Source organism: Ruegeria marina (genome assembly GCF_900101475.1).
GTDB lineage: Bacteria > Pseudomonadota > Alphaproteobacteria > Rhodobacterales > Rhodobacteraceae > Ruegeria_B > Ruegeria_B marina.
The window spans coordinates 463038-487351 of sequence record NZ_FMZV01000001.1 but is presented as its reverse complement, the minus strand read 5'-3'; the positions used below and the strand labels follow the sequence as shown (position 1 = coordinate 487351).

The 24314-nt window shown below is 63.4% G+C and carries 22 protein-coding genes; 14 read left to right on the top strand and 8 right to left on the bottom strand.

Annotated elements, in window-relative coordinates; all coding sequences use genetic code 11:
• The 5 genes from BLT75_RS02345 to BLT75_RS24000 all read left to right on the top strand — a co-directional run.
• Nucleotides 1–275, top strand: a 275-nt coding sequence (locus tag BLT75_RS02345) for an integrase core domain-containing protein (RefSeq protein ID WP_143028498.1), incomplete at its 5' end; no start/stop codon positions are given.
• A 98-nt stretch (nt 276–373) separates the two neighbouring features.
• Nucleotides 374–1390, top strand: coding sequence for a sulfotransferase family protein (locus tag BLT75_RS02340; protein WP_093027264.1), 1017 nt, complete (start codon nt 374–376; stop codon nt 1388–1390).
• A 74-nt stretch (nt 1391–1464) separates the two neighbouring features.
• On the top strand, nt 1465–3168 hold the full coding sequence (locus BLT75_RS02335; RefSeq protein ID WP_425441108.1) for a bifunctional sulfate adenylyltransferase/adenylylsulfate kinase: 1704 nt from the start codon (nt 1465–1467) through the stop codon (nt 3166–3168).
• A 5-nt stretch (nt 3169–3173) separates the two neighbouring features.
• On the top strand, nt 3174–3947 hold the full coding sequence (gene cysQ / locus BLT75_RS02330) for a 3'(2'),5'-bisphosphate nucleotidase CysQ (protein ID WP_218128826.1): 774 nt from the start codon (nt 3174–3176) through the stop codon (nt 3945–3947).
• 249 nt (nt 3948–4196) lie between these two features.
• The gene (locus tag BLT75_RS24000; RefSeq protein ID WP_143028497.1) at nt 4197–4691 is read left to right on the top strand and encodes a hypothetical protein; all 495 of its coding nucleotides are present in this window, start codon (nt 4197–4199) and stop codon (nt 4689–4691) included.
• Between the two features lie 456 nt (nt 4692–5147).
• Here the strand turns inward: BLT75_RS24000 and BLT75_RS02320 are convergent, their stop codons facing one another.
• Together BLT75_RS02320 and BLT75_RS02315 are read right to left on the bottom strand one after the other, a co-directional pair.
• Complete coding sequence (locus BLT75_RS02320; protein ID WP_093027256.1) at nt 5148–7562, bottom strand: ABC transporter permease; 2415 nt, start codon at nt 7560–7562, stop codon at nt 5148–5150.
• Nucleotides 7559–8206 carry an ABC transporter ATP-binding protein gene (locus BLT75_RS02315; RefSeq protein WP_176827806.1) on the bottom strand — a complete coding sequence of 216 codons (648 nt, stop codon included), beginning with the start codon at nt 8204–8206 and terminating at the stop codon, nt 7559–7561. Before BLT75_RS02315 ends, BLT75_RS02320 begins: the two co-directional genes overlap by 4 nt.
• 156 nt (nt 8207–8362) lie before the next feature.
• Between BLT75_RS02315 and BLT75_RS02310 the strand changes: the two genes are divergently transcribed.
• Both BLT75_RS02310 and BLT75_RS02305 read left to right on the top strand, forming a co-directional pair.
• Nucleotides 8363–8671 carry a P1/P2 acidic ribosomal protein gene (locus BLT75_RS02310; RefSeq protein ID WP_093027254.1) on the top strand — a complete coding sequence of 103 codons (309 nt, stop codon included), beginning with the start codon at nt 8363–8365 and terminating at the stop codon, nt 8669–8671.
• Nucleotides 8672–8760: 89 nt separating this feature from the next.
• Nucleotides 8761–9195, top strand: a complete 435-nt coding sequence (locus BLT75_RS02305) for a potassium channel family protein (protein WP_093027252.1) — start codon at nt 8761–8763, stop codon at nt 9193–9195.
• An 8-nt stretch (nt 9196–9203) separates the two neighbouring features.
• Here the strand turns inward: BLT75_RS02305 and cls are convergent, their stop codons facing one another.
• The 3 genes from cls to BLT75_RS02290 form a co-directional block, all read right to left on the bottom strand.
• Nucleotides 9204–10616 carry a cardiolipin synthase gene (gene cls / locus BLT75_RS02300; RefSeq protein ID WP_093027250.1) on the bottom strand — a complete coding sequence of 471 codons (1413 nt, stop codon included), beginning with the start codon at nt 10614–10616 and terminating at the stop codon, nt 9204–9206.
• Nucleotides 10617–10634: 18 nt separating this feature from the next.
• Nucleotides 10635–11609 carry an HAD family hydrolase gene (locus BLT75_RS02295; RefSeq protein ID WP_093027248.1) on the bottom strand — a complete coding sequence of 325 codons (975 nt, stop codon included), beginning with the start codon at nt 11607–11609 and terminating at the stop codon, nt 10635–10637.
• A gap of 205 nt (nt 11610–11814) precedes the next feature.
• A complete protein-coding gene (locus BLT75_RS02290; protein WP_093027246.1) occupies nt 11815–12885 on the bottom strand; it encodes an AI-2E family transporter in 1071 nt (356 codons plus the stop codon).
• A gap of 113 nt (nt 12886–12998) precedes the next feature.
• Here BLT75_RS02290 and BLT75_RS02285 point away from each other — a divergent pair, with 113 nt between their 5' ends.
• The 3 genes from BLT75_RS02285 (at nt 12999) to BLT75_RS02275 (ending at nt 16153) form a co-directional block, all read left to right on the top strand.
• Nucleotides 12999–13868 (top strand): YihY/virulence factor BrkB family protein, encoded by an 870-nt coding sequence (locus BLT75_RS02285; RefSeq protein WP_093027244.1) that lies wholly within the window; start codon nt 12999–13001, stop codon nt 13866–13868.
• 10 nt (nt 13869–13878) lie between these two features.
• Nucleotides 13879–15786 (top strand): multiheme c-type cytochrome, encoded by a 1908-nt coding sequence (locus BLT75_RS02280; protein ID WP_093027369.1) that lies wholly within the window; start codon nt 13879–13881, stop codon nt 15784–15786.
• A gap of 103 nt (nt 15787–15889) precedes the next feature.
• The gene (locus BLT75_RS02275; protein WP_093027242.1) at nt 15890–16153 is read left to right on the top strand and encodes a hypothetical protein; all 264 of its coding nucleotides are present in this window, start codon (nt 15890–15892) and stop codon (nt 16151–16153) included.
• Between the two features lie 104 nt (nt 16154–16257).
• Here BLT75_RS02275 and BLT75_RS02270 read toward each other — a convergent pair whose 3' ends face one another.
• The 3 genes from BLT75_RS02270 to BLT75_RS02260 all read right to left on the bottom strand — a co-directional run bounded on the left by BLT75_RS02270 (nt 16258) and on the right by BLT75_RS02260 (nt 19475).
• Nucleotides 16258–16959 (bottom strand): RlmE family RNA methyltransferase, encoded by a 702-nt coding sequence (locus BLT75_RS02270; protein WP_093027240.1) that lies wholly within the window; start codon nt 16957–16959, stop codon nt 16258–16260.
• 72 nt (nt 16960–17031) lie between these two features.
• On the bottom strand, nt 17032–18294 hold the full coding sequence (locus BLT75_RS02265; RefSeq protein WP_093027238.1) for a SulP family inorganic anion transporter: 1263 nt from the start codon (nt 18292–18294) through the stop codon (nt 17032–17034).
• 68 nt (nt 18295–18362) lie between these two features.
• A complete protein-coding gene (locus tag BLT75_RS02260) occupies nt 18363–19475 on the bottom strand; it encodes a Ppx/GppA phosphatase family protein (RefSeq protein ID WP_093027236.1) in 1113 nt (370 codons plus the stop codon).
• Between the two features lie 170 nt (nt 19476–19645).
• On the opposite strand from BLT75_RS02260, the gene BLT75_RS02255 reads away from it, so the two are divergent.
• The 4 genes from BLT75_RS02255 (at nt 19646) to BLT75_RS02240 (ending at nt 24126) form a co-directional block, all read left to right on the top strand.
• Nucleotides 19646–21541 carry a PhoX family protein gene (locus tag BLT75_RS02255; protein ID WP_176827804.1) on the top strand — a complete coding sequence of 632 codons (1896 nt, stop codon included), beginning with the start codon at nt 19646–19648 and terminating at the stop codon, nt 21539–21541.
• A 260-nt stretch (nt 21542–21801) separates the two neighbouring features.
• A complete protein-coding gene (locus BLT75_RS02250) occupies nt 21802–22098 on the top strand; it encodes a virulence factor (RefSeq protein ID WP_093027234.1) in 297 nt (98 codons plus the stop codon).
• A gap of 26 nt (nt 22099–22124) precedes the next feature.
• Entirely contained in the window at nt 22125–23054 is a 930-nt protein-coding gene (locus BLT75_RS02245) for a methylenetetrahydrofolate reductase (RefSeq protein WP_093027232.1), read from the top strand.
• Nucleotides 23055–23064: 10 nt separating this feature from the next.
• Nucleotides 23065–24126 (top strand): methyltetrahydrofolate cobalamin methyltransferase, encoded by a 1062-nt coding sequence (locus BLT75_RS02240; RefSeq protein ID WP_093027230.1) that lies wholly within the window; start codon nt 23065–23067, stop codon nt 24124–24126.
• Nucleotides 24127–24314: the final 188 nt, after the last annotated feature.

Sequence of the window (24314 nt, the reverse complement as noted above, 5' to 3'; positions counted from 1 at the left end):
ATCATCCACAAACCCAGGGCAAGATCGAGCGCTGGCACCAGACCATGAAGAACCGCGTTCTGCTGGAAAACTACTTCCTGCCCGGCGAGTTGGAACGCCAGATCGGCGCCTTCGTCGACCACTACAACAACCACCGATATCACGAGAGCCTGGCAAACCTGACCCCGGCCGACGTCTACCATGGTCGCGGCGCGAAGATCCTGAAGATGAGAGAGGAGATCAAGAAACAGACAATCCGGCAACGCCGCTTGCAGCACCAAGCAGCTGCCGCTTAAACTTAAACAGAAACCGAACCAGAGCCTCCGTTACGAAACGGCCTGCGAAGTCCGAAAAACCCTGACGACGGACAGGGCTGTCACGGCTCTGCATATCCTTGGAAGAGGACGCCAACCTCAACCCCTATGGCCGCATGATGGCGGCGGGTGTCATCAAGGCGCAACTGGTCAATCGCCTGCTGTTGCAGCGCGCCCGCGCGCAGGGGCAGACGCGGGCGGACCTGCTGGCGCCGATCATCGTCACCGGCCTTCCGCGAACCGGCACCACCTTTTTGCACCGATTGCTGGCGGCGGATCCGGCGCATGCCTCGCTGCCCTATTGGCAAGTGCGCCGCCCCATCCCCCTGAACCCGCAAGACACGCCCGAAGCGCGGCTGACCGAAGCGACCGCGTTCCTGGAGGTGCGCCGCGCGCTGACCCCCGAACTGGACGGGATCCACCTGATCCGCCCCGAAAGTCCCGAGGAATGCTTCTGGATGACCGCGCAATCCATGGTGTCGCGGCTGTATTGGAACCTGGCGCCCGTGCATGGCTATCAGCGCTGGGTGTCACGCGCCGACAAAACCGCGAAATATGCCGATTACGCCGATCAACTGCGCTATCTGCAGGGGGTCTATCCGGGACAGCGGCTGGTGCTGAAGGCCCCTGACCACAACGACGGTATCGCCGAACTTCTGGCCGCACTGCCCGAGGCCAAGGTCATCATCACGCATCGTGACATGATCGAGCAGATGGGCAGCTATTTCAGCCTTGGGCGCACCACGCGGATTCTGGCGGTCAACGCGCCGGATCCTGCGCGCGAGGCCGAAACGATCGTCGACATGACGGATGTGTCGCTGGCCAAGATGGATGCGGTGCGCAGCACGCATCCCGACCGGATCCTCGACGTGCGCTATACCGACATGATGGCCGACCCGCTGGCGACGGTCGAGCGGATCTATGGTTTCTGCGGCTTGAGCCTGGCCGAAACACGCCGCGCCGCCATCGCGCAGCATCACGCAAACAACCCCAAGGGTAAACACGGCGAGCACGCCTATTCCCTGGCCGAATTCGGGCTGGACGACGAATGGGTTCGCGCCCGCTATGCCGCCTACAGCGCCACGTTCGTCAACTGACCTAACCGCATGCCCCTCACCGCCATGCCGCCGGGCATGGCCAGATCAACTTTGCACAACAGGCAGGAATGAGCATGATTCACGCCCCTATCCCCGAACTCTACGTTTCATACGAATCGTCGCAAAAGCTGAAGGTCGAAGCGGCCAGTTTGCCGTCCTGGGATCTCAGCGCGCGGCAGGTATGCGATCTGGAACTGCTGATGAACGGTGGTTTCGCGCCGCTCAAGGGGTTCCTGGGCGAGGGGGATTATGACAGCGTCGTGGACAGCATGCGTCTGGCTGACGGGACGCTGTGGCCCATGCCGATCACGTTGGACGTGACCGAGAAATTCGCCGAGGGTATCGAGCCGGGCCAGGATATCGCGCTGCGCGACGCCGAAGGCGTCATCCTGGCGACCATGACCGTCACAGACAAATGGACCCCCGACAAACCGCGCGAGGCGCGGCAGGTGTTTGGTGCCGATGACTTGGCTCATCCGGCCGTGAACTACTTGCACCACACGGCGGGCAGCGTCTATCTGGGTGGCCCGGTGACCGGGATCCAGCCGCCCGTGCACTATGATTTCCGCGCCCGCCGCGACACGCCGAACGAATTGCGCGCGCGCTTTCGCAAGCTGGGTTGGCGCAAGATTGTCGCCTTCCAGACCCGCAACCCGCTGCACCGCGCACATCAGGAACTGACCTTTCGCGCGGCCCGAGAGGCCCAGGCGAACCTGCTGATCCACCCCGTGGTGGGCATGACCAAGCCGGGCGACGTCGACCACTTCACCCGCGTGCGGTGCTACGAGGCGGTGCTGGACAAATACCCGTCCGCGACCACCACCATGAGCCTTCTGAACCTGGCGATGCGCATGGCCGGCCCGCGCGAGGCCGTCTGGCACGGGCTGATCCGCAAGAACCACGGGTGCACGCATTTCATTGTGGGCCGCGATCACGCGGGCCCAGGCAAGAACCGCCAGGGCCAGGATTTCTACGGCCCCTATGACGCGCAAGAACTGTTCAAGCAGCACGAAGCCGAGATCGGCGTGACCATGGTCGATTTCAAGCACATGGTCTACGTGCAGGAGAAGGCGCAGTATTACCCCGCGAACGAGGTGCCGAAGGGCGACACCGTGCTCGATATCTCGGGCACGGAACTGCGCCGCCGGTTGCGCGAGGGGTTGGAGATACCCGAGTGGTTCAGCTTCCCCGAGGTGGTGCGAGAACTGCGCCGTACATCGCCGCCGCGCGCCAAGCAGGGCTTTACCGTGTTCTTTACCGGCCTGTCCGGGTCGGGCAAGTCCACCATCGCAAACGCGCTGATGGTCAAGCTGATGGAGATGGGGGGGCGCCCGGTGACGCTGCTGGACGGCGACGTGGTGCGCAAGCATCTGTCCAGCGAGTTGGGGTTCTCGAAGGAACACCGTGACATCAACATCAAGCGCATCGGCTATGTCGCGTCCGAGATCACCAAGAACGGCGGCATCGCGATCTGCGCCCCCATCGCGCCCTATACCGCGACCCGCCGTGCCGTGCGCGAGATGACCGAGGCCTACGGCGCCTTTGTCGAAGTTCACGTAGCAACCCCGGTCGAGGAATGCGAAAAGCGCGACCGCAAGGGTCTGTATAAGCTGGCGCGCGAGGGCAAGATCAAGGAATTCACCGGGATCTCTGACCCCTACGAGGCCCCCGAAACCCCTGAACTGCGAGTCAATACTGAGGGGCTCGATGTCGACTATTGCGCCCAGCAAGTGATCCTGAAACTGGAACAAATGGGCCTGATCGGAACGGAAGGATGACACCGATGCACAGCCATGAAACTCTGATCGCCGCCCTGACGCCAGTTGTCCGCGACGCCGGTGCCCGGATCATGGAGATCTATGCCCAACCGCCGCAGGCAGACCAGAAGGGCGACGGCAGCCCCGTCACCGCCGCCGACGTCGCGGCCGAGGCGGTGATCCTGACCGCGCTGGCCCGGATCGCACCCGATATTCCCATTGTGTCCGAGGAAAACGCGGACAGCCACGGTCTGGATGCGCCTGAGCGGTTTTTCCTGGTCGATCCGCTGGATGGCACCAAGGAATTCCTCAAGCGTGACGGCAAAGGTTCGTTCACGGTGAACATCGCGTTGATCGAGGGGGGCGTTCCGGTCATGGGCATCGTCTATGCCCCGGCGCTGAACCAACTGTTCTGTGGCGCGGTTGGGGTTGGCGCCACCGAGGATCGTGGCACCGGCGCGCGACCCATCACCACGCGCACAGCCAGCGGCGCCGGGCGTATCGCCGTCGCCAGCGCTTCGCACCGAGATGCGGAAACTGACGCCTGGCTGGCGGCCGAGGGTATCACCAACACCGTCTCGATCGGTTCGTCGCTGAAATTCTGCTTTGTCGCGGCGGGGGAGGCTGATGTCTATCCGCGCTTCGGGACGACCATGGAATGGGACACAGCCGCCGGGGATGCGGTGCTGCGCGCTGCGGGAGGCAGCGTGCAAAACCCGGATGGAACACCTTTCGTTTACGCCAAGCCAAGGTATCGAAATGGGGCGTTCGTGGCGCGCGGTGGGCCAATGCCAGCGTGACCCAGCGGATCGATGGTCCGAAGCATGGTCTCAGTCAAACGCCCGTCTGTCAGATCATGGCTTACGGAAGCCTCAATGGTTGCTTTAACGTCGCGTTGCTCTACCCGCATCATGGCGACACAGAATATTTCGGTATCATTGCGGTGCCGCAAAGAGGCTCTTTGCCAAATAGACCAAGAGTACCTGCCGCGCGACAGTTGATCGGCGACTTTTCGTGATGATCGCCAAGCGGTTTTTTCGGTGATATGAATGATCTGGACCATTACTGATCGCTCGCTGGAAGGTGCCTTCGAGCCAGAGAAGGTTGAACGTCAGGCCCATTCCCTCCGTCAGATCGGAGAGTTGACGTGGGTTAGTGAATGCGCTGGCTCTATATATCAAGATTCAGGAGGACGTCTTTTGACAAATCTTACAAGAACCCGCCGTGTTGTCTTTCGCCACGCCGATGGAAATCTCTACCGGCTCGCCAGGAATGGTGGCAGCAAAAATCCAGGTTACATGTTCAGACCGAAGGGCGAGAACCGGTATGGCGGTCAAGTCATCACAACGGAGGACCCTCTTGAGGTGATTGAAGCTGCGCTGAAAGATGGCATGTCTGTCCGATGCAAGCCTATACCAAACGGCACCGTACGGTTCCCACCCTACTCTCTGGGAAGCTTGCAGGAATATGAGGTCGGTTCAGAAATCGCTGAAGCGCTGGGGATACCGGAGACTGGGGCGATCGTAGAAGGGAAGGGCGGATAGCGTTCTTTTTTGGAAGATCTAACTTGCTTGGAACAGGCTTTCAGATGCTGGAGAACGTTCGATCCTAGTCCCATTCCCTCCGCTGGTTGTGCGAGATGACGGCCCCACTCTTCAAGGGCCTCGAGCAAAGTGTTCGAACTTTCTCCTTCATGGTGCGCCATCTTGCTTTTTCCCGGCAATTTTTTCCTAAGCTCTTGATGGGTTGTGATCAATTCTGTGTTTCGGGCCCCGGTTTCGGCAATGCGGAAAAGGCTTGACCAAGGAACTCTGTTGCACAGATCGGCTGCGGACCGCGGTTCCTCTTTCCCCGGATGGACTTATCCCTCGGCCTCTGTGACGTGAATGCCGAGTGCGATGAGTTGAATCCCCAACGGGATCTTTACGACACGGCCGAGCAACCCGGCGAAACCCTGTGCTCAGTCGGTCCAGGGTCAGAGCAGGGCGAAGCGCATGGGCTCAACGTTCATTGGCAAAGACTTTCAGAAGATGCGCAGGAGGCAGGCGCCGCAGGCGCAGGGCAGGCAGGGTGGCCGCCAGTCCCGCAGTGATCAAGGCAAGCGTGAAAAGACGCAGCCAGTCATATGGAAAAAGATGCATCGGCAGTCGCCAGCCGAATGCGGCGACATTGACAACCGCCAGCAGAAGCCATGCCAGCAACAGGCCCAGCGGCAGGGCCAGCACTGCGGTCATCGTCGCCAGGGCGAGCGCACGCCAAAGCTCGAGCCGGGCCAGCTGCGCACGGGTCAGCCCAAGTGCCCAGACCGGCGCCAGTTGCGGCAGGCGCTGGGTCCACAGGGTCAGCAGGCTGGTGAGGATGGCAAAGCCGGCCACCCCGAGCGTCAGCACGTTCAGCGCCCCGGTCACCACGAAGGTTTTCTCGAAGATCGCGCGCGACTGCGCCTTCAGCGCCCCTTGCAGGATGACTGCATCAGGCGGCAGTCCGAAATCGCGGCCCAGGTCTTCGGCAAGCTGCGCCGCCCGGTCCATGGGAAGGTGCACGCCAAAACGGGTATTGGGTACGTTCGGGAAGTGCATCAGCAACAGGTCGAGCGCCACGATCGCCTGTCCCGTCGGGTTGCCATAGTCGGAATAGACCCCGGCCACCGGCAACTCCCAGCCCGGCGCCAGGGTTACCACCGAACCGGGCCAAAGCCCGTCCCGCCGGGCCATCTGTTCGTTGACCAGCGCGGCCTGGCCGGTCGTCACGCGATCCCAGACATCTGCACCGGCAGCGATCAGCGGCCAGTGCTCGCGGTAGCTGTCGTGATCGACGATACCATAGACAAAGAGCGGATGCGCGTCCGAGGAAATCTCGACCGAGCGGATCGGCAGAACCGCATCGGCGCGGGGGGCCATCCATTTGGCAAGCGCTGCGCCCTGCGCATCGTCGCGGGCGGTGACATAAAGGGTCGAGGTCAACCGCTGATCAAGCCAGCCGTCAAAGGTGAGCCGAAAGCTTGCCACCATGGTGCCCACGCCGATATTGGCGGCCAGCGCCAGGAGAAGCGCCATTAGGGCCAGCGACAGGCTCGGGAGTTGCGCGCGCATGTCTGCCACGAACCACTCGGCGACCGGCCCGTGCGCCAGCCGGTCGGCTGCCATCAGCCCGACGGCCAGAACCGGGGGCAGCAAAAGCGTGGCCCCCAGCAGGCATCCCGCCATCAGGGCAAAACCCGCGACCAGTCCGTCGAACAGGGCAAAGGCGGCAAGCCCGATCAGGATTGCCGACAGGCCTGCCAGGCTCTGGGTTTTCATCGCACGCGGACGGGCGCTCCAACCGTGCTGGCCCGGCGCCGCGAGAATTGGCAGGTTTGAGAAGCGCCACAGGGCCTGTGCGCTGGCCAGAAGCGTCCCGGCGACCGCCATCGCCAGTCCCGAGGCCAGCCAGGCCGGCCGCAGCGCCAATGAGTCCTCCACGGGAGCCCCGTACAGGCCGCGCAGCGTGACCGCCACATCGGGCAGCAGGGAAGCAGCCACGAGGTAGCCGAGCAGGAGACCCACCAGTCCGCCCGCCAGCGCAAGCGCCAGAAGTTCCAGCAGCACGAGACGGGTCAGTACGGAGAGCGGCAGACCAAGCGCCCTCAGGGTCCGGATCATCGGCCGGCGCTGTTCGAAGGCTAGCCCGATTGTGCCGTGGACGATGAACAGGCCGACGACGAAGGACAACAGGCCGAAGGCCGTCAGGTTCAGATGAAAGCTATTGGTCAGCCGCGCGATATCCTGGGTTCCGCGCGCCGCATGCCATGTCAGATCCGGCGCGACCTCGGCCAGGTCCGGTGCGCCAAACGGTTGATCGGGCAGAACCAGCAGATGCGTGATCTGTCCGGGCCTGTTCAACAGCTTTTCGGCCACGCCGATGTCGGTCAGAACGCGGCCGAGGGGCAAGGCGTCGGTGTTCACGACCGGTGGAAAACCGGGGTGGTCGCGCAGGGTTTGCGCCGTTTCCGGGCGGGCAAACACGAGCCCGGGCGCGGTCAGGGCTTCGGCCGGTGTGATTGCCGTGGTTGCAATTCCCTCGGTTATCGCCGGCAGGTCCGACCAGGCAACAAGGTCTATTCCGGTAACGGTCACGACCGTGTCATTCAGGCGTAGCCGGTCCTGAAGTACCGCGGCCACCTGCCAGCCCGAGCGGCGCAGGGTGACGTAATCTTCGACCGAAATCGGTCCGCCGTCGGTACGGCTCAGCCTGTCGAGCCGATCCGCGCCGATCTGTGCCGCCGCCTTTGCGTAGGAGGCCCGCGCTTCCGCGTTGATCGCCTGCACCGCCGACCACAACCCGGCAGCCAGTGCGATGCCGGCCAGAAGGGTCACCAGTTGAACGGGATGGCGCCGCCAATGTGACCAAAGCGCCGAAGCCGCCGCCCGGATCATGTCACTCGCCCTCCGGCCAGATGAGCATGGCGGTCGAGCCGGGCGGCAACGGCCTGGGAATGGGTCACCAGCAACAGGGCGGTTCCGGAGGTCCGCACAAGATCAAGCATCAGGTCCAGCACGGCACCGGCTGTCGTTTCATCCAGATTTCCGGTAGGCTCGTCTGCAAGAAGCAGTTTCGGGCGCACGGCCATGGCGCGGCCAATAGCGACCCTTTGCTGCTGGCCGCCCGACAGGTTTTCGGGATATCGCGCCAGCAGGTCCTGCAGGCCGAGACGAGAGGCGATCTCGTCCACCCAGCCGGGATCCAGGCGGTTGGCGAGTCGGGCGTGAAACGACAGGTTCTGGCCGACGGTCAGGGTCGGTATCAGGTTGAACTGCTGGAAAACCACCGCCACCCGATCACGCCTGACCGCGGCCCGCCCGTGGTCGTCCAGTGCGGACAGGCTGATCCCGTCCACCGCGATCTCGCCAGCGTCGAAACGGTCCAGAGCGGCAATCAGGTGCAGCAGGGTGCTCTTTCCGCTGCCGCTTTCTCCGGTCAGGGCAATGGTTTCTCCCGCGCTCATAGAAAGAGTGGCGCCTTGCAGCACCGGGGGACCGCCCGGATAGGTCTTGGTCACGTGATCGACGGTCAACAACATGCGGGATCCTGTCCTGTGCGGTACTGCGGCAGAGAATGGCGCGGCATGTGGCACTGTCCAGCGGGCAGGGCGGAATGGCAACCATTCGCCGCATCCGGCCACGCGCGTTTGTAATCGGGGTCTGCGGGCATTATTTGGTCCTCAAAGGAGCTTTCGATGTCCCGTTTCGCACTGTTTGTGTTTCTTGTTTCATTTCTTCCATCGCTTGCAGTGGCGCAGGAGGCCGCCCAGCTTTGCCACGAGAAGGCCGCGCGACAGGCCGGTATTCGCGATATCACCATTGGTGATGGCCGCGCCTCGATTACGCTGGGCGGTTCGGTCGCGGTCGGTGTGTCACGCTCGTCCGGACCGGCCACTGCCGGGGCGCCTGCCTATGCCGGATCGGCGGCTTCGGAACGGTTCGAGGAAAAGCGCAGGCAGAAGATCTATCGCCGCACCTATGATGCCTGCATGTCGGGGCGCTGACGCTTCCAGCCGATGGTCTGGGGCGGGGTTGTCTCTGCCCGGCAGCTTTTGCAATCTGACGCCTGATAATAACTGAGCGAAAAGAACAGATGACCCTTTTGGAGCAGATCATGTGGGGCAGTCTCTACCTGGGGATCTGCTTCGTCATCGAGATCATTCTGCTGGTCTGGTGTACGCTCTCCATCGCGCATCTGGGGGCCCGGTTCCGCCACTGGACGCGTGGGCTGCGAACGGCGGGGATCATTACGCTTTCCCTGGCTTTCATCGTACTGGCGCACACGCTTCAGGTATGGCTCTGGGCGGGGGTGTGGATCTGGTACGATGTTCTGAGCGACTGGAACGAGGCGCTCTATTTTTCTCTCGTCACCTACACGACGGTAGGGTACGGCGATGTCGTGCTGGGATCCGGGCTTCGTATTTTTGCGGCCTTCGCCGCGGTTGCCGGGCTTCTCGCCTTTGGACTTTCCACAGCCTATCTTGTCGCGATCATGACGCGCCTGTTCGAAGGCCGGATGCCCCGCTAGACGCGACCCTAGAGGATCGGAGAGAAAAGACGCGCGATCGGGGCGCCGTAGCGGATATGGGCGGGCTGGGCGGAAAGCGGTTTCACCAGTTCATAGCTCTGTTCGAAATCGCGTCTCAGCATCTCGGCAATCTCCTCTGCCATTGCCTTGTCGAAAAACAACGCCATCGCTTCGAAATTCAGCCGAAAGGAGCGATTGTCGAGATTGGTCGTGCCCACTGCCGCGATACTGTCATCGACGACAAAGACCTTCTGATGCAGGAAACCGTCGGTGTAGCGCAGGATCTTGACGCCCGCTTCGCGGATCTCGTCGAAATAGGCGAATGCCGCCAGCCAGGGTATCCGGTGGTCGATTACTTCCGGCACCAGAATCCGCACGTCCACGCCGCGCATGGCGGCATTCCTGAGTGCCGACATCACGTCGAGATCCGGAACGAAATAGGGCGAAGCAATCCAGAATCTGTGTTGTGCGGCCGCTATCGCCGAGAAGAACATCATCGAGCCGGTCTCGCTGCTGTCGCCGGGGCCGGTTGCGACCACCAGTGCATTGCGGTCCTGCGGGTCGAGCACGGTTTCCCATGACAACTGATCCAGCAGTTCCTCGTTCTGCGCCCAGTGCCAGTCTTCGCAAAAGATCAACTGCAATTGCAGCACCGAAGGACCGGAAATCTCCAGATGCGTGTCGCGCCAGCGGCCAAAGGTGGGGTCCTGCCCCAGATATTCAATGCCCACGTTGTGCCCGCCGATGAACCCGGTCCTGCCATCGACGACAACCGTCTTGCGGTGGTTGCGATAGTTGATCTGGAATCGGAATTTCGGTCCGCGCTGGTCGCGCGGGTCGGCGACGTCGACACCTGCGTCCCGCAGGTCTTCGATGTAGCTGTCGGCCAGTCCGTGGCTGCCGATGGCATCGGTCATGAAGAGTACCCTTACGCCGCGCCGGACTGCGGAAATCAGCCGGTCCCGCAGTTCCAGACCCAGTTCGTCATCGCGCACGATGTAGAACTGCACCAGAACATAGCGTTCGGCACGGTCGATGGCGTCAAAGATCGCCTTGAACGTAGCGTCGCCGTCGACCAGCAATCGCGCACCGTTGCCGCGGCTGACGGCCATCTGGGCGATCTGTTCGAAGGCGCGCGCATTGACGCTCAGGCTGGTGGGGTCAGGAGCCGTCGCGGCCGCATGGGCCCTCAGCCCTGCGACGACCCGTTCGCTTTCGCGGCGCGCGATGCGATAGCCGTGAAACCGGTGGTGCCCGAGGAACATGTAAAGCGGCACTGACGCCCAGGGCAGCGTGAACAGGAACACGACCCATCCGACAGCGCCCTGCGGCGTGCGCGCGGTCCTGGCGGCCTGCACGGCGAACACCGTGGCCACGACGTAGAGGCCAAGAACGACAAGGGATAGGAATGCGGTCCACATGACGAAGTCAAACCTGTGTTACGGCCCGGCCGTGTAGATCCGGCGCCAGTCCCGCGCCATGTCGATGACGAGCCAGCCGCGCCCGGGTCCCTCATCCAGACCGAGGCTCAATACGCCCACATGGCCGTCGCGATCATAGGCGAACTCGCGTTCCGCGTCGGTATGGTGCAACAGAAGACCCAGGCGCGGCCCATCGCCCGCGGCGGTATATTCCAGCATCTGGAAATCGCTGTCGGAATTGCCGCTGGCGATGATCGGACGCTTGCCGATGTGGGTGTCTATGCCCACAGGCTTGCCCACCTTGTCGTCGACAAAGAAGATCTCGGGTTCTTTCACGATGACCGGAACGCCGTCGACCACGTCATAGCGGTTCACGGTCTGGGACCCGACCACGTTCTGCGGCGGGATGCCATAAGCCTCTTCGGCATAGGCGCGGATGAAATGGATACCGCCGCCCGAGACGATGAAGGTCTGGAAATCCTCGTCGCGCAGGTAACGCAGCAACTCGACCATCGGCTGATAGGTCATGTCCCTGTAGCGCAGGCCGGTCTGGGGATGGACCGCACTGTCCAGCCACGACTTGGCCGCGGCGATGAAATCCTCGGTGCCAAGCCCCGTATGAGACAGGGCCATGACCTCGATCAGCCCCTCCTTGCCGGATTTGATCACCGCTTCGTAATCGCGCGCGGCGGCGGCCTTCAGGGCGTCCGATCTGGCGATCGAGGGGTCGGCCGCAGCAAGTTGGGACACCCGGTCGATGGCAAAGATCAGCTGGAAATAGACGGGCTTTTCCGCCCAGAGATTGCCGTCATTGTCAAAGGTGGCGATCCGGTCGGCAGGGATCACGTAGTTTTCCGATGATGGGTCCGTGACGTCCTCGACAAAGGCGATGATGCGGGCCTTGGTCTCGGTATCCTGCCACGAGGGCAGGGGATCTGCAAAGAGCGGGAAGGCGATGAACCCCAAAGCCAGCGACAACAATAAGCTTTTCACGGCGGGTACTCCTTTCCAAGGTCGACGGCCTTCGGCGAAGTTTCCGGTTTCAAGCCAGCCGGCGCTTGCTGCAATTGCGAAAATTCAACATCTGCAGGTTAGACAGTATTGCCGGAAATGCCACATCTCAAATTCGTGCCGGCATTCTGCGGCCGGGGGCAACGGCGCAGGACAGGACGAATGCCGCTGCCGCTGATGGGCTGGATCAGGTTTCCGGCGACAGCCTGCCGTCCTTGGACATCAGGATAGCCACGGGTCGCAGCGCCGGAATATGGCTGAACACGATCAGAATGCAGACGGTCAGCGGTACGCTCAGAAAGGCGCCGATCAATCCCCAGACAACGGTCCAGAATGTCAGGGCGAGGATCACGACGAAGCTGGACATGTTCAGCGACCTTCCCAGCAGAGCGGGATCGAGGAAATTGCCGATCATGAACTGCACGGTTCCGCAGAACAGGACGATGATCAGGAAAGGTGTCACGCTGTCGAATTGCACCAGCGACACCAACGCGGGAAAGATCACCGCCACGATGGAGCCGATCGAGGGGATGAAGTTCAGCGCGAAGGTCAGAACCGCCCAGGTTTCGGCAAACTCCAGCCCGAGCAGACGAAACACGACATAGCTGATCCCGGCGGTCAGCAGGCTGATGAATGTCTTTACGCCCAGATAGCTTTGCAAACTGGTCGAGATGGCGGTCATCACGCTGGCCATGTCCTGGCCCAGTCGCCGATCGCCGGCGGCGAGCAGCAGCTTGTGCTGCAAGGTCCGCCGTTCCACCATCAGGAAAGCGACATAGAGAGACACCAGCAGAAAGGTGTTCAGCGCATAGGTCGCCCCGCCGACGGCGCCCCGCGCCAGGCGGGAAAGGTCCACGCCGGCCAGCGTATCTCTGACGATGCCGGTTACCTCGGGGCCGAACAGCGCCACCATCCGCGTCACCGCGCCATCCAGCGCGGTTTCGTAGTTTCCCATTGCCCGGGCGAATTGGGTGGCCTGTCCGCCGATCACGAACATGATGGTGAAGAACCCCGCCAGGACCAGTACCACGCCCACGAGGTTGGCCAGCCAGACCGGTGCCCCGACCGCCGCGCTCACGCGGTCGCTGACTGCGGTGATGAGAACAAAAGACAGGAAGGCAAGTGCCAGGGGAATCAGGAAGCCGGAACCGGCATACAGGGCCAGGACGGAAAGGGTGATCACCACTGATAGATCCCGCGCCAGTGCCAGCGTGAACCGAAATGGGCGGTCATCCGATATGTGCGGACCTGTGGTCATTCGTGCGGCCTTTGGATCTTTTGACGCCCGGCCATGTTGCACGGGGGGCGAAGCAATCGCAACGTCTGGTCTGCGGGCTATGAGTCCACTGCGCATGCCACTAGAGTATCCCCATGAGCGCATTGACGAATCCCTCTGTTCTGCTGCCCCTGCGTGCGCTGTCGCTGGCCTTGGTGCGGTTCCAGACGAAAAGCGGTTTCGTCATGAGCAGCCATGTGGCGATGTCGATGATGATGGCGCTGTTTCCCTTCATTCTCTTCATCGTGGCGCTGGCCGGAAGCCTTAGCCAGGAACTGGTCACCGATGACCTGATAGAACTGATCTTCGGCACCTGGCCACAGCAGGTGGCCGAACCCATCGTGATGGAGTTGAAGGCGGTTCTTGCAGGCGCCAACTCCAGGGTGATGACCCTCGGCGGCGTTCTGGCCGTCTATTTCGCCTCGAATGGTGTGGATGCCGTCCGCGAAGCGATGTCGCGGGCCTATCACGACTCCGACACGCGCCCCTTTTGGAAGTCGCGCCTGTTGTGCGTTGCCCTGGTCCTTGTGGGCGGGGCCATAGTGATGGCCGTCGCAGCCTTCGAAGTGGTCATGCCGATCTATACCAACCTGGTCACCGAGGCCCTGCCGGGCGAGGCTCCGGCATGGCTGTCGGTCGAACGGTTGAGCTGGATATTCATCGTGGCGTTGCCGGTAGGCGGGGTGCTGGCCTGTCATGCCTTCCTGCCGGCCCGGCGCCATTCTCTGGTTCAAATCCTGCCAGGCGTCGTTGTGACACTGGCGCTTTGGGCTGTCTGTGGCTGGGGCTTTTCCATCTATATTTCCGAATTCGCCACCTACAGCGCCACCTATGCCGGTCTGGCGGGCGCGATGGCGGCACTCATCTTTCTCTATCTCAACTCTGCGATCCTGATCTTCGGGGCCGAGTTCAATGGCGCCCTCATGGACCTTCGAGCGAATGACGATGCTGACGCCCTGGTCTGAAAGGATATTCATGCTTCGATTGCTTTTTCTCATTGCATGGGTGGCCGGCCCGGCCCTTGCGGAGGTGCCGGATTATGTCGGCAGCGCGGCCTGCACCGGTTGTCACGAAGAAGAGACCGCCGCCTGGTTCGGGTCGCACCACGCGCTGGCCTGGACGGAACCCGGACCCGATACGGTTCTTGCCGATTTCGACGGGACCGAGTTCAGCCACGGTGGGCTGAGCGCGGCATTCCGGCGAGAGGGCAGGGATTACTTCGCCACAGTGACCGAGGCTGATGGTTCGGTTACCGATTATCGCCTGCATTCGGTCGCCGGTATCGCGCCGCTCCAGCAATACCTCTTCGAAACCGAGCCGGGACGGCAACAGAGTTTCGACCTGGTCTGGGATGTCGAGCGGGGCAGGTGGTATCCGCTCTATCCCGAGCAGGACCTGCCCCCGAGCGACGGGCTGCACTGGACCGGCCCCTACAAGAACTGGAACGCACGCTGCGCGGAATGCCACGCGACGGGTTACAGCCGCAATTACCGGCCGCAGAGCCGCAAGTACGAGCCGCGTATGACCGAGATCGGCGTCGGCTGCGAAGCCTGCCATGGTCCCGGCGCGGCGCATGTCGACTGGGCCACCGGCAAAGCCCCGGCAGACGGACTAGATGCCTTCGGGTTCACGATCGGGCTCGATGCCGGGCGACCCGAAGCCCTGATCGAACAATGCGCGGGCTGCCATTCGCGCAGAGAGCCGCTGGCCGACGGCAATCCGCTGCCCGGAACGCCCTATCACGATGCCTATACGCTGTCGGTGCTGCGCCCGGGCCTCTACCACGCTGACGGACAGATCCTGGACGAGGTCTATGTCTACGGGTCGTTCCTGCAGTCGAAGATGTATGCGCGCGGCGTTTCCTGCGTGAACTGCCATGAACCGCATGCCGCCACGCTGAAGGCCGAGGGCAACGCGGTCTGCACCCAATGTCATTCCCCCGCGGGCAACCCCGATTTTCCCAGCCTGAGCCTGGCCGAATACGACACGCCCGCGCATACGCAACATGCGCCCGACAGCGCAGGGGCCCAGTGCAAGAGCTGCCACATGATCGAGCGCACATACATGGGCATCGACGGGCGGCGCGATCATTCCTTCCGCATTCCGCGCCCCGATATAGGGGCCGAGACCGGCGGGCCGGACGCCTGTACCGACTGTCACACGGACCGGGGCAGGGACTGGGCCGCCGGTCAGATCTCTGAATGGTTCCCCGACAGCACCCGCAGGGGCGCCCATTACGGCCAGGTTCTGGCGCGGGGGATCGAGAATGCCTTTACCGCGGCCCCCGATCTGGCCGCCTTGGCGCTGGATGACACCCAGCCCGGCATCGTGCGGGCGACCGCACTTTTCCTGCTGCAACCGGCGGTGTCGGCCGATCTGGCGCAAACCCTGGCGCCGCTTCTCGCGGATCGTGATCCGCTGGTGCGCGGCGGTTCCGTCGCGATGCAGAGACCCTTGCCCCCCGAAGACCGTGCCGCACGGCTGATCCCGCTGCTGCAGGATCCGTTGCGCGCAGTGCGTATCGCTGCAGCCAAAGAGTTGATCGACCTGCCGCAGGGCGCGATGACCCGCAGCCAGGCCGCCATCTGGCGCGAAGGGGCAGGGGATTTGCAGCGCTCCCTGGCCACCCGGCTGGATTTCCCCGAAACCCACCTGGTCCTCGGTGGCATCGCGCTCCGGCTGCGCAACATGCCTGCCGCCGCGCGGGCCTTTCGCGAGGTGATCGAGATGGACCCGCAGCGGGCCGAAGCCTGGCCGGTGCTGATCGAGGTAACGGAACTGACCGAGGGCCGCGAAGCGGCGCGCAGCCTGTTGCGCCGCGCCCTGTCCATTTTGCCCGAAGACCCGCGATTGCGGCAATTGTCCATGCGTCTGGCGCCCTGAGCGCGCCGCAGAACCGCCACATGCGGGTCATCGGATCGGCGCAACCGCATGGCAGTCTGGCGGCTCGGGGCGCGGTCCTGCCCCAAGCTGCCACGGAGGTCACATGCCGACCGAACCGCACTTCATGCGGCACGCGCTGCTTTTCGAGTTGTTGCGACAGCAATGCCGGTCCGAGACCACCGCCAGACGCCTGACCTCGGGCGCAGATCCGGTCACCGCCGGGGATGCGATCCTGCTGCAAACCCGCGCGCGCAAATCCCTGGGCCGGCAATGCCTTGCAACGGCGCAGCGCCCAATCACCCAAGGCCCGCTGTCCGCCCCCTTTCGAACCGCTCAGCCAGGCCCGGGTACGGTTCCGCCGACCTAAAAAACGCCCTGGCTTCTTTCTGGTTCGAAATACTCCGGGGGGAGCCGCGACAGCGGCGGGGGGCTGCGCCCCCCTGACCGGTCCGACAGGCAGAGCGGGCTACATCAGCCGCGAAACCCGGTCGCCACCACGAATTTCTCGGAACTGTCCGACCGTGACGCGGGCGGTTTGACATTCGCGACCTTGGTGAATTTCTGCTTCAGCAGTTTCTGCAACTCGCCCTCGGCCCCGCCGGCCAGCACCTTGGCCACGAAAGTGCCGCCCTCCTCCAGCACGTCGAAGGCGAGATGGGCGGCCGCCTCGCATAGCGCGATGATGCGCAGATGGTCTGTCTGCTTGTGGCCGGACGAGGCCGCGGCCATATCGGACATCACCACATCCGCCTTGCCGCCCAGCCACTCCTTGATCTGTGCGTCGGCTCCATCCGACATGAAATCGAGCTGGTGCAGTTCGGCCCCGGCGATCGGCTCGACCTCCTGCAAGTCGATGCCCAGCACGGTACCGATGCGCTTGCCTGGCTTCTCGCCCAGGGCGTTCACCCGTTTGACCGCCACCTGGCACCAGCCGCCCGGCGCGCAGCCGAGGTCGACCACCCGTGCGCCGGGCACGAGAAAGCGGAACTTGTCATCCAGTTCGAGGATCTTGAAGGCCGCGCGTCCGCGATAGCCTTCGGCCTGTGCCCGCTTGACATAGGGGTCATTCAACTGGCGTTGCAGCCAGCGTGTCGAACTCAGACTGCGCCCGCGGGCGGTCTTTACCTTGACTTTCAAGTCGCGCTGTCCGCGCCCGGATGTGTTCTTGGCCATTCTGGCTCCCGTCGGATAGGCAACTCGGAATAGCCGCTTGGCCGGGACGAGGCAAGCGGGAAACCTGTTCGTTCACCGGTCGGGAGGCGACCAGTCGGCCGGGGGCACCCTGCGCCGACGCAGGCGAAGCGCGAGGCCGACGGAGACGCCCACGCCGATGGCGACGGTAAGGTCGACGAAAACCGTCAGGACCAGTGTCAGGCCCAAGAGGGCGGTATCGGAGCGGGTGCCGCGCAGATAGCTGCGCCACCTCGGCGGCTCACTCATGTTCCAGGCCGTCAGGATCAGCAGGCCCGCCAGCGCCGGGAGCGCCAGATGTCCAACAAGATCTGCGGCGAAGACCATGGCCAGAAGTACGGTCGCGGCATGCACCAGCCCGGCAACCGGGGTGCGGCCGCCCGCGCGGATGTTGGTCGCGGTCCGGGCAATCGCCCCGGTCGCCGGCAGGCCGCCAAACAGCGCCGAGCCCAGGTTTGCAGCCCCCTGCGCCAATATCTCGGCGTTCGGACGGTGCCGCGCGCCGATCATCCGGTCGGCGACCAGGGCGGACAACAGCGACTCGACGCCGGCAAGGAAGGCAATGACAAGGGCAGATGGCAGAAGTTCGACCACCCGCGCATACGAGATGTAGGGCAATTGTGGTGCCGGCAGGCTTCGGGGCAGATCGCCAAAGCGCGACTGGATGGTTTCAACCGGGAGGTCCAACGCGGCGGCCAGCGCCGAGGTCGCGCCGATGGCGACGATCAACCCCGGAAAGCGCGGCAAGCCTGCACGCAACAGCAGGATCAGCAGGATGGAAAGTGCGCCGATCCCGAAACTGCTCCAGTTGACCGTATCGCGGACCGACCACAAGGCGGCGAGCTTCGGCAGGAAGGCTGCCGGGACATCCCCGGTCGTCAGCCCGAACAGATCGCCGATCTGGCTGCTCGCGATGATCACGGCGATCCCGATGGTGAATCCGCTGACCACCGACTCCGGAACCAGCGCAATCAGGTTGCCGGCCCGGAAGAAGCCGGCAATCAGGAGGATGATACCGGCCAGCAGCGTGGCCAGCACCAACCCGTCATATCCGTGTGCCGCGATGACGCCATAGACCACGACGATGAACGCGCCGGTGGGTCCCCCGATCTGCACATGGCTGCCGCCGAACAGCGAGATCAGGAGCCCGGCGATCCCCGCGGTTATCAGCCCGGTTGCCGGCGGTGCGCCCGAAGCGATGGCGATGGCAAGGCTCAGCGGGATCGCGACCATGGCAACAGTGATGCCCGCGAGCAGGTCCGCCCCGAACGCATCGCGTGAATATCCCGGCAGTGTCGAAAGTAGCTGGGGTTTCAATCCGTCCCTCCGACTCGTGTCATCCCGTCAATCTGTCCACACCGGAGCGAACGAACGCGCCCCAGGCCCTAGAACGGCCCGTCTTCCAATACCCCGTCGGCGCTCATCTGAGCGTAAAGCAAGCCTTCGCGCAGGCCCCGGTCGGCAACCGAAAGCCGGTTGGTCGGCCAGCACCTGAGCAGCGCCTGAAGGATCGCCGAACCCGACATGATCAGCGCATGGCGGTCCTCGCCGATGCGCGGGTCGCGGCGGCGCCCCTGCGGTCCGAGGTTCAGATAGCTGCGGATGACCTTGTCGATCTGCTCGCTCGTCATGCGCAGACCGTCGACCTTGGTCCGGTCATAGCGTTTCAGACCCAGATGGCTGGCGGCGACCGTTGTCACCGTGCCGCTGGTCCCGACAATCTGGAAACGCTCGCGCGTCGGTTCGTTGCGATAGGGGACGAAATCAGCCAGTTGTTCCTCGAAAAACCAGCTCATCAGGGCGAACCGGGCGGCGTCGTCCTCGACATCGTGGAACTGGTCGCGCAGTGTGGCGACGCCCAGGGGCACGCTGATCCAGTCGATCACCTTGGCGGCGGGAAAGGGGCTTTCGGACGGGTGAAACCCGGCATGCAGCCGCATGATCGCCGACGGCCGGTCGCGGCGCGGCACCGATTTGAGGTCGATCCAAACAAGCTCGGTCGAGCCACCGCCGATATCGACCACCAGGAGCTGTTCGGTTCTGGTCGAAACCAGGGGCGCGCAGGATATGACCGCAAGCCGGGCCTCTTCCTCGGGCTGGATGATCTCGAGCATCAGGCCGGTTTCGCGTTTGACGTCACGGATGAAATCGCGGGCGTTGTGCGCCCGACGGCAGGCTTCGGTTGCCACCAGGCGCATTCGCCGGACCTTGTTGCGCTTGATCTTCTGCTGACAGATGCGCAGCGCCTGAATGGTCCGCTCCATCGATGATCTGGACAGCCTTCCAGTCCGCTCCAGCCCGGCCCCGAGCTGAACGGATTTGGAAAAGCTGTCCACCACATGAAACCCGCTGCCCTTGGGCTGGGCAATCAGCATGCGGCAACTGTTTGTGCCGAGATCGAGCGCCGCATACAGGGCATCGGGATCCGGCCGGTTCGGCGCGGGGCTTTCGACCGCTTTCGGGAACGCGCCCGCACCAGTGGGACGCTTGGGCGTCATGATGTCACGCCCTCCGATTTCGTGTTATCTTGAACCTAGGCCCGCCGCAGTCGCCACGCAAGCGAATTCAGGGGGCCGGCAGCGGCATCGTCACATGGATTTCACGTTCCCGTGCGATTGCGGCAGTCTCAGGGGGGCGAAGGTTTGTCGCCGACCCAGCTTCGCTCAGAATGGAGATACCAGTGGCCAAGGATAATACCGTTTCGTTCGACGAATTTGACGAACTGATCAACCCGCGTCCGGCTGAAACCGATTTCGACCGTGTCGTCGAGCAGGCGCTGTCGCGCCGCGGCTTTCTGGGCGGCGTGCTCGCAATGGGTGGCTTTGCGGCCCTTGGCGGAGCCGTTCTGCCGAAGACGGCCGCCGCTGCCTCGAACCGGTTCGCATTCGAGGGCATTGCGGCTTCGACCGCTGACGACATCGTCGTTCCGCAAGGGTACAAGGCCGAGGTCCTGGTCCGCTGGGCCGATCCGATGTGGTCGGACAGCGTTGCCTTCGACCAGGCCAGCCGCGGCACAGCCGCCAGCCAGGCCCGCAGCTTCGGCGACAATACCGACGGCATGGAAGTGTTCATGTATGACGGCCATGTCCTGCTGGCGGTCAACAACGAATACACCAACCGCGAGATCATCTGGGGTAACCGTCCCGAGGGCAAGGCCGAGACCGCCGACGATATCGAAAAGGGCATGCTGGCCCATGGCGTGACGATTCTGGAACTGGCCAACGACGGGTCCGGATGGAAGGTCGTGATCGACAGCCCGTTCAACCGCCGTATCACGCCGCAGACCGAAATGCAGCTGACCGGCCCGGCCGCGGGCCACGACCTGCTGAAGACCACGGCTGACGCTACCGGCACCGTTTCGCTGGGAACCTGGAACAACTGCGGTTCAGGCAAGACGCCCTGGGGCACCTACCTGACCTGCGAAGAGAACTTCAACGGCTACTTCTCGGCGGCGGACGAGGCGCACGAGGTTTCGGCGGAACTGAAGCGCTATGGCGTGTCCTCCAAGGACTGGGGTTATGGCTGGGCCAAGGTCGACGAGCGCTTCGATGTCTCGAAGAACCCCAACGAACCGAACCGGGCTGGCTATGTGGTCGAGATCGACCCGACCGACCCCAATTCGACGCCCAAGAAGCGCACCGCCCTGGGCCGGTTCAAGCATGAGAACGCCGAAGTGGTCATCAACAATGACGGTCGCGTGGTGATCTACATGGGCGACGACGAGCGCGGCGAATTCATCTACCGCTATGTCTCGAACGGCGTCTATGCCGCTGGCGTCGATACCGACGAGTTGATGAACAACGGCACGCTCTATGCGGCCAGGTTCGATGCTTCGGGCAAGGGTGAATGGTTGGCGCTGACGCCGGAAACCACTGGAATGGACCTTGCGGCGATCTGTGTCCACACCCGTCAGGCCGCGTCGAAACTGGGCGCGACCACCATGGACCGCCCCGAATGGGTTACTGCAAACCCGAACTCGGACGAGGTTTATTGCGCGCTGACCAACAACAAGAATCGTGGCGTGAAGCCGAATGCCGGCGGTGACGAGACCCCGGCCGAAGGCCCTAACCCGCGCGAGAAGAACAACTATGGCCAGATCGTGCGCTGGCGCCCCGAGGGCGGCGATCACGCAGCGACCGCGTTCGACTGGGATCTGTTTGTCCTTGCCGGCAACCCGACGGTGCATTCCGACGCTTATGCCGGATCGGAGAATGTCAACGACGGCAACATGTTCAATTCCCCCGATGGGCTGGCCTTCGACAGCAACGGACTGCTCTGGATCCAGACCGACGGCGAATACTCGAACGACGGTGACTTTGCCGGGCATGGCAACAACCAGATGCTTGCTGGCGATCCGGTGACCGGTGAAATCCGCCGCTTCCTCGTCGGCCCGAAAGAGGCCGAGATCACCGGCCTCTGCTGGTCCCCCGACCTGCGCGCCATGTTTGTCGGTGTCCAGCACCCCGGCGAAGACGGCGACAGCCACTGGCCCGATGGCGGCGACAGCGTGCCGCGTTCGGCCATCATCGTCGTCACCCGCGAAGACGGCGGCCTGGTCGGCTGACCTTTTACCGGCCTGTCCGAAATCACCCCCCGGGAGCCGCATGGCTCCCGGGTTTTTCGCGCGACATGATTCCTGTTCATCATCTTTCTGAAGATTTCGGGAAGGCGCGCAGCCGCGATCCGCGCTATTGCAAGGCGGTCTCGGGGGAATGTCAGAAAACGACAAAGGTCGCTGTACATCGCGCACGTGTCGAAATCGGACCGACCCCACCCCATATTGCCCGCTAGAACCGGCTCACCGGATCAGGAGGAATCGACGGAATGCCCGAGGTCACCATCGTCTATTGGCGGGACATCCCGGCACAGGTCATTGTCGGTAAGGGCCGCCGCGGCGCCAAGCGCCAGCTGGAGGAACGGTTCGAGCAGGCCATAGACCGGGCGGCCATGAAAGTGGGCGCTCAGGACACCGATGCCTATCTGGCCGAGTGGCGAAAGGCCGCCCCCTACGAGGTGGCGGGCGAGCCGGAAGAGGTTGCCGAGGCCGAGGCCCGGCGGCTGGAAACTGAATACGATCAGGTGCGCATCAAGGCCCTGATCGCCAACGACGGTTGGGCGTGAGCCCGAAGAACATATGGGAGGCCGCTATGGCTTTGCTGAACTTCAAGAAACGCGAGACGGTCGAGAACGGCCCCGTGAACCCCACCGTCGAGGCCTTTCTCAAGGACTACTCGATCGAAGTAATGCCGCGCACCGCCGAAAAGGTCGAGGATTTCCGCGCGCTGCTGCCCGCCGGCACCCGCGTCTATATCGCCCATATCGAGGGCACACCGATCGAGGACATGGTGGCGACCGCCAAGCGGCTGGCCGCCGAGGGCTATCCGGTGATGCCGCATTTCCCGGCGCGCATCATCAAGGACGCCAAGACGCTGGAAAACTGGATCGCCATGTACCAGGGCGAGGCCGGGGTTGATCAGGCGCTGCTGCTTGCCGGTGGCGTGGCCGAACCGCATGGCGAGTTCCACTGCTCGATGCAGCTGATGGAAACCGGCCTCTTCGACAAGGCAGGTTTCAAGCGCCTGCACGTGGCGGGCCACCCCGAGGGCAACAAGGACATCGACCCCAAGGGCGGCGATGCCAGCGTGATGGAGGCGCTGCGCTGGAAGCAGAAGTTCAGCGAAACCACCGATGCGAAGATGGCGCTGGCCACCCAGTTCTGCTTCGAGGCGAAGCCGATCATCGCTTGGGCAAACGGGCTCAAGGCCGCCGGCATAGACCTGCCGATCCACATCGGCATCGCAGGTCCGGCCAAGTTGCAGACCCTGATCAAGTTCGCCATCGCCTGCGGCATCGGCCCCTCGCTGAAAGTGCTGCAAAAGCGCGCGATGGACGTGACCAAGCTGCTGCTGCCCTACGAGCCCAATGACGTGGTGACCGAACTGGCCGCGCACAAGGCCGCCAACCCCGATTTCAACATCACCAATGTCCATTTCTTCCCGCTGGGCGGCATCAAGACCAATGCCACCTGGGCGATCAATAATGGCGGTGCCAGCACCCGCCCTGTAAACCCGACCTGAAAGGCCAGACATGACCCGCACCATCGTTGAAAGCAAAACAAAAACCGCGATCATCGGCTTTGACCAGCCGTTCTGCGTGATCGGCGAGCGGATCAACCCGACAGGCCGCAAGAAACTGGCCGCCGAGCTGGAAGCGGGCGATTTCTCGACCGTGGAAAAGGACGCCATCGCCCAGGTCGCCGCCGGCGCCACCGTTCTCGATATCAACGCGGGTGTGGTCTACAATTCGAACCCCAACCCCAACGAGACCGAGCCGCCCTTGATGCGCAAGATCGTCGAACTGGTGCAGGGCCTGGTCGATGTACCGCTCTGCATCGACAGTTCGGTGCCCGGCGCGCTGGAGGCCGGTCTGGAGGCCTGCGAAGGCCGCCCGCTGCTCAACTCGGTTACCGGCGAGGAAGAGCGGCTGGAGCATATCCTGCCGCTGGTGAAGAAGTACAATGTGCCCGTCGTGGCGATCTCGAACGACGACACCGGGATCTCCGAGGATCCGGACGTGCGCTTCGCCGTTGCAAAGAAGATCGTGCAGCGCGCTGCCGATTTCGGCATCCCGGCCCATGACATCGTGGTCGATCCGCTGGTGATGCCGATCGGTGCCATGGCGACCGCGGGCCAGCAGGTGTTTGCCCTGGTGCGCCGCCTGCGCGAGGAACTGGGCGTGAACACCACCTGTGGCGCATCGAACATCTCGTTCGGACTGCCCAACCGGCACGGCATCAACAACGCCTTCCTGCCGATGGCGATGGGCGCGGGCATGACCAGCGCGATCATGAACCCCGTGGCCTTGCCGCTCACGCAGAAGGCGATTGCCGAGAAGAAGGAAGCCGTGGCCGCCGCCGGCATCATCCTGCCGGAGGGCATGGATGACGAAACCTTCGTGCAGATGTTCGGCCTGGGCTCGACCCTGCCGCGCGCCGGCAAGGAGATGGAGGCGATCCGCGCCGCCAACCTGTTGACCAACAATGACGCCCATGGCTCGGACTGGATCCGGTTCAACAAGCCCCCTTCGGCAGAGGGTGACGAGGGCCGCGGTCGGGGCGGCCGCGCCGGCGGACGCCGCCGCCGCGCCTGAACGGGTCGATCGAAGCAGGAGGCCGGGGGCATATCCCGGCCTCTTTCTTTTTTGGGGCTCCGCCCCCGCGCCTGACGGCGCTCCCCCGGGAGTATTTTCGACCAGAAAGAAGCCGAGAGGTTTCGTTTTTCCGAAACAACTTGCGCTCTTTGCAAATCTGCGGTTCGTCGATTGACGGAACACCGCAG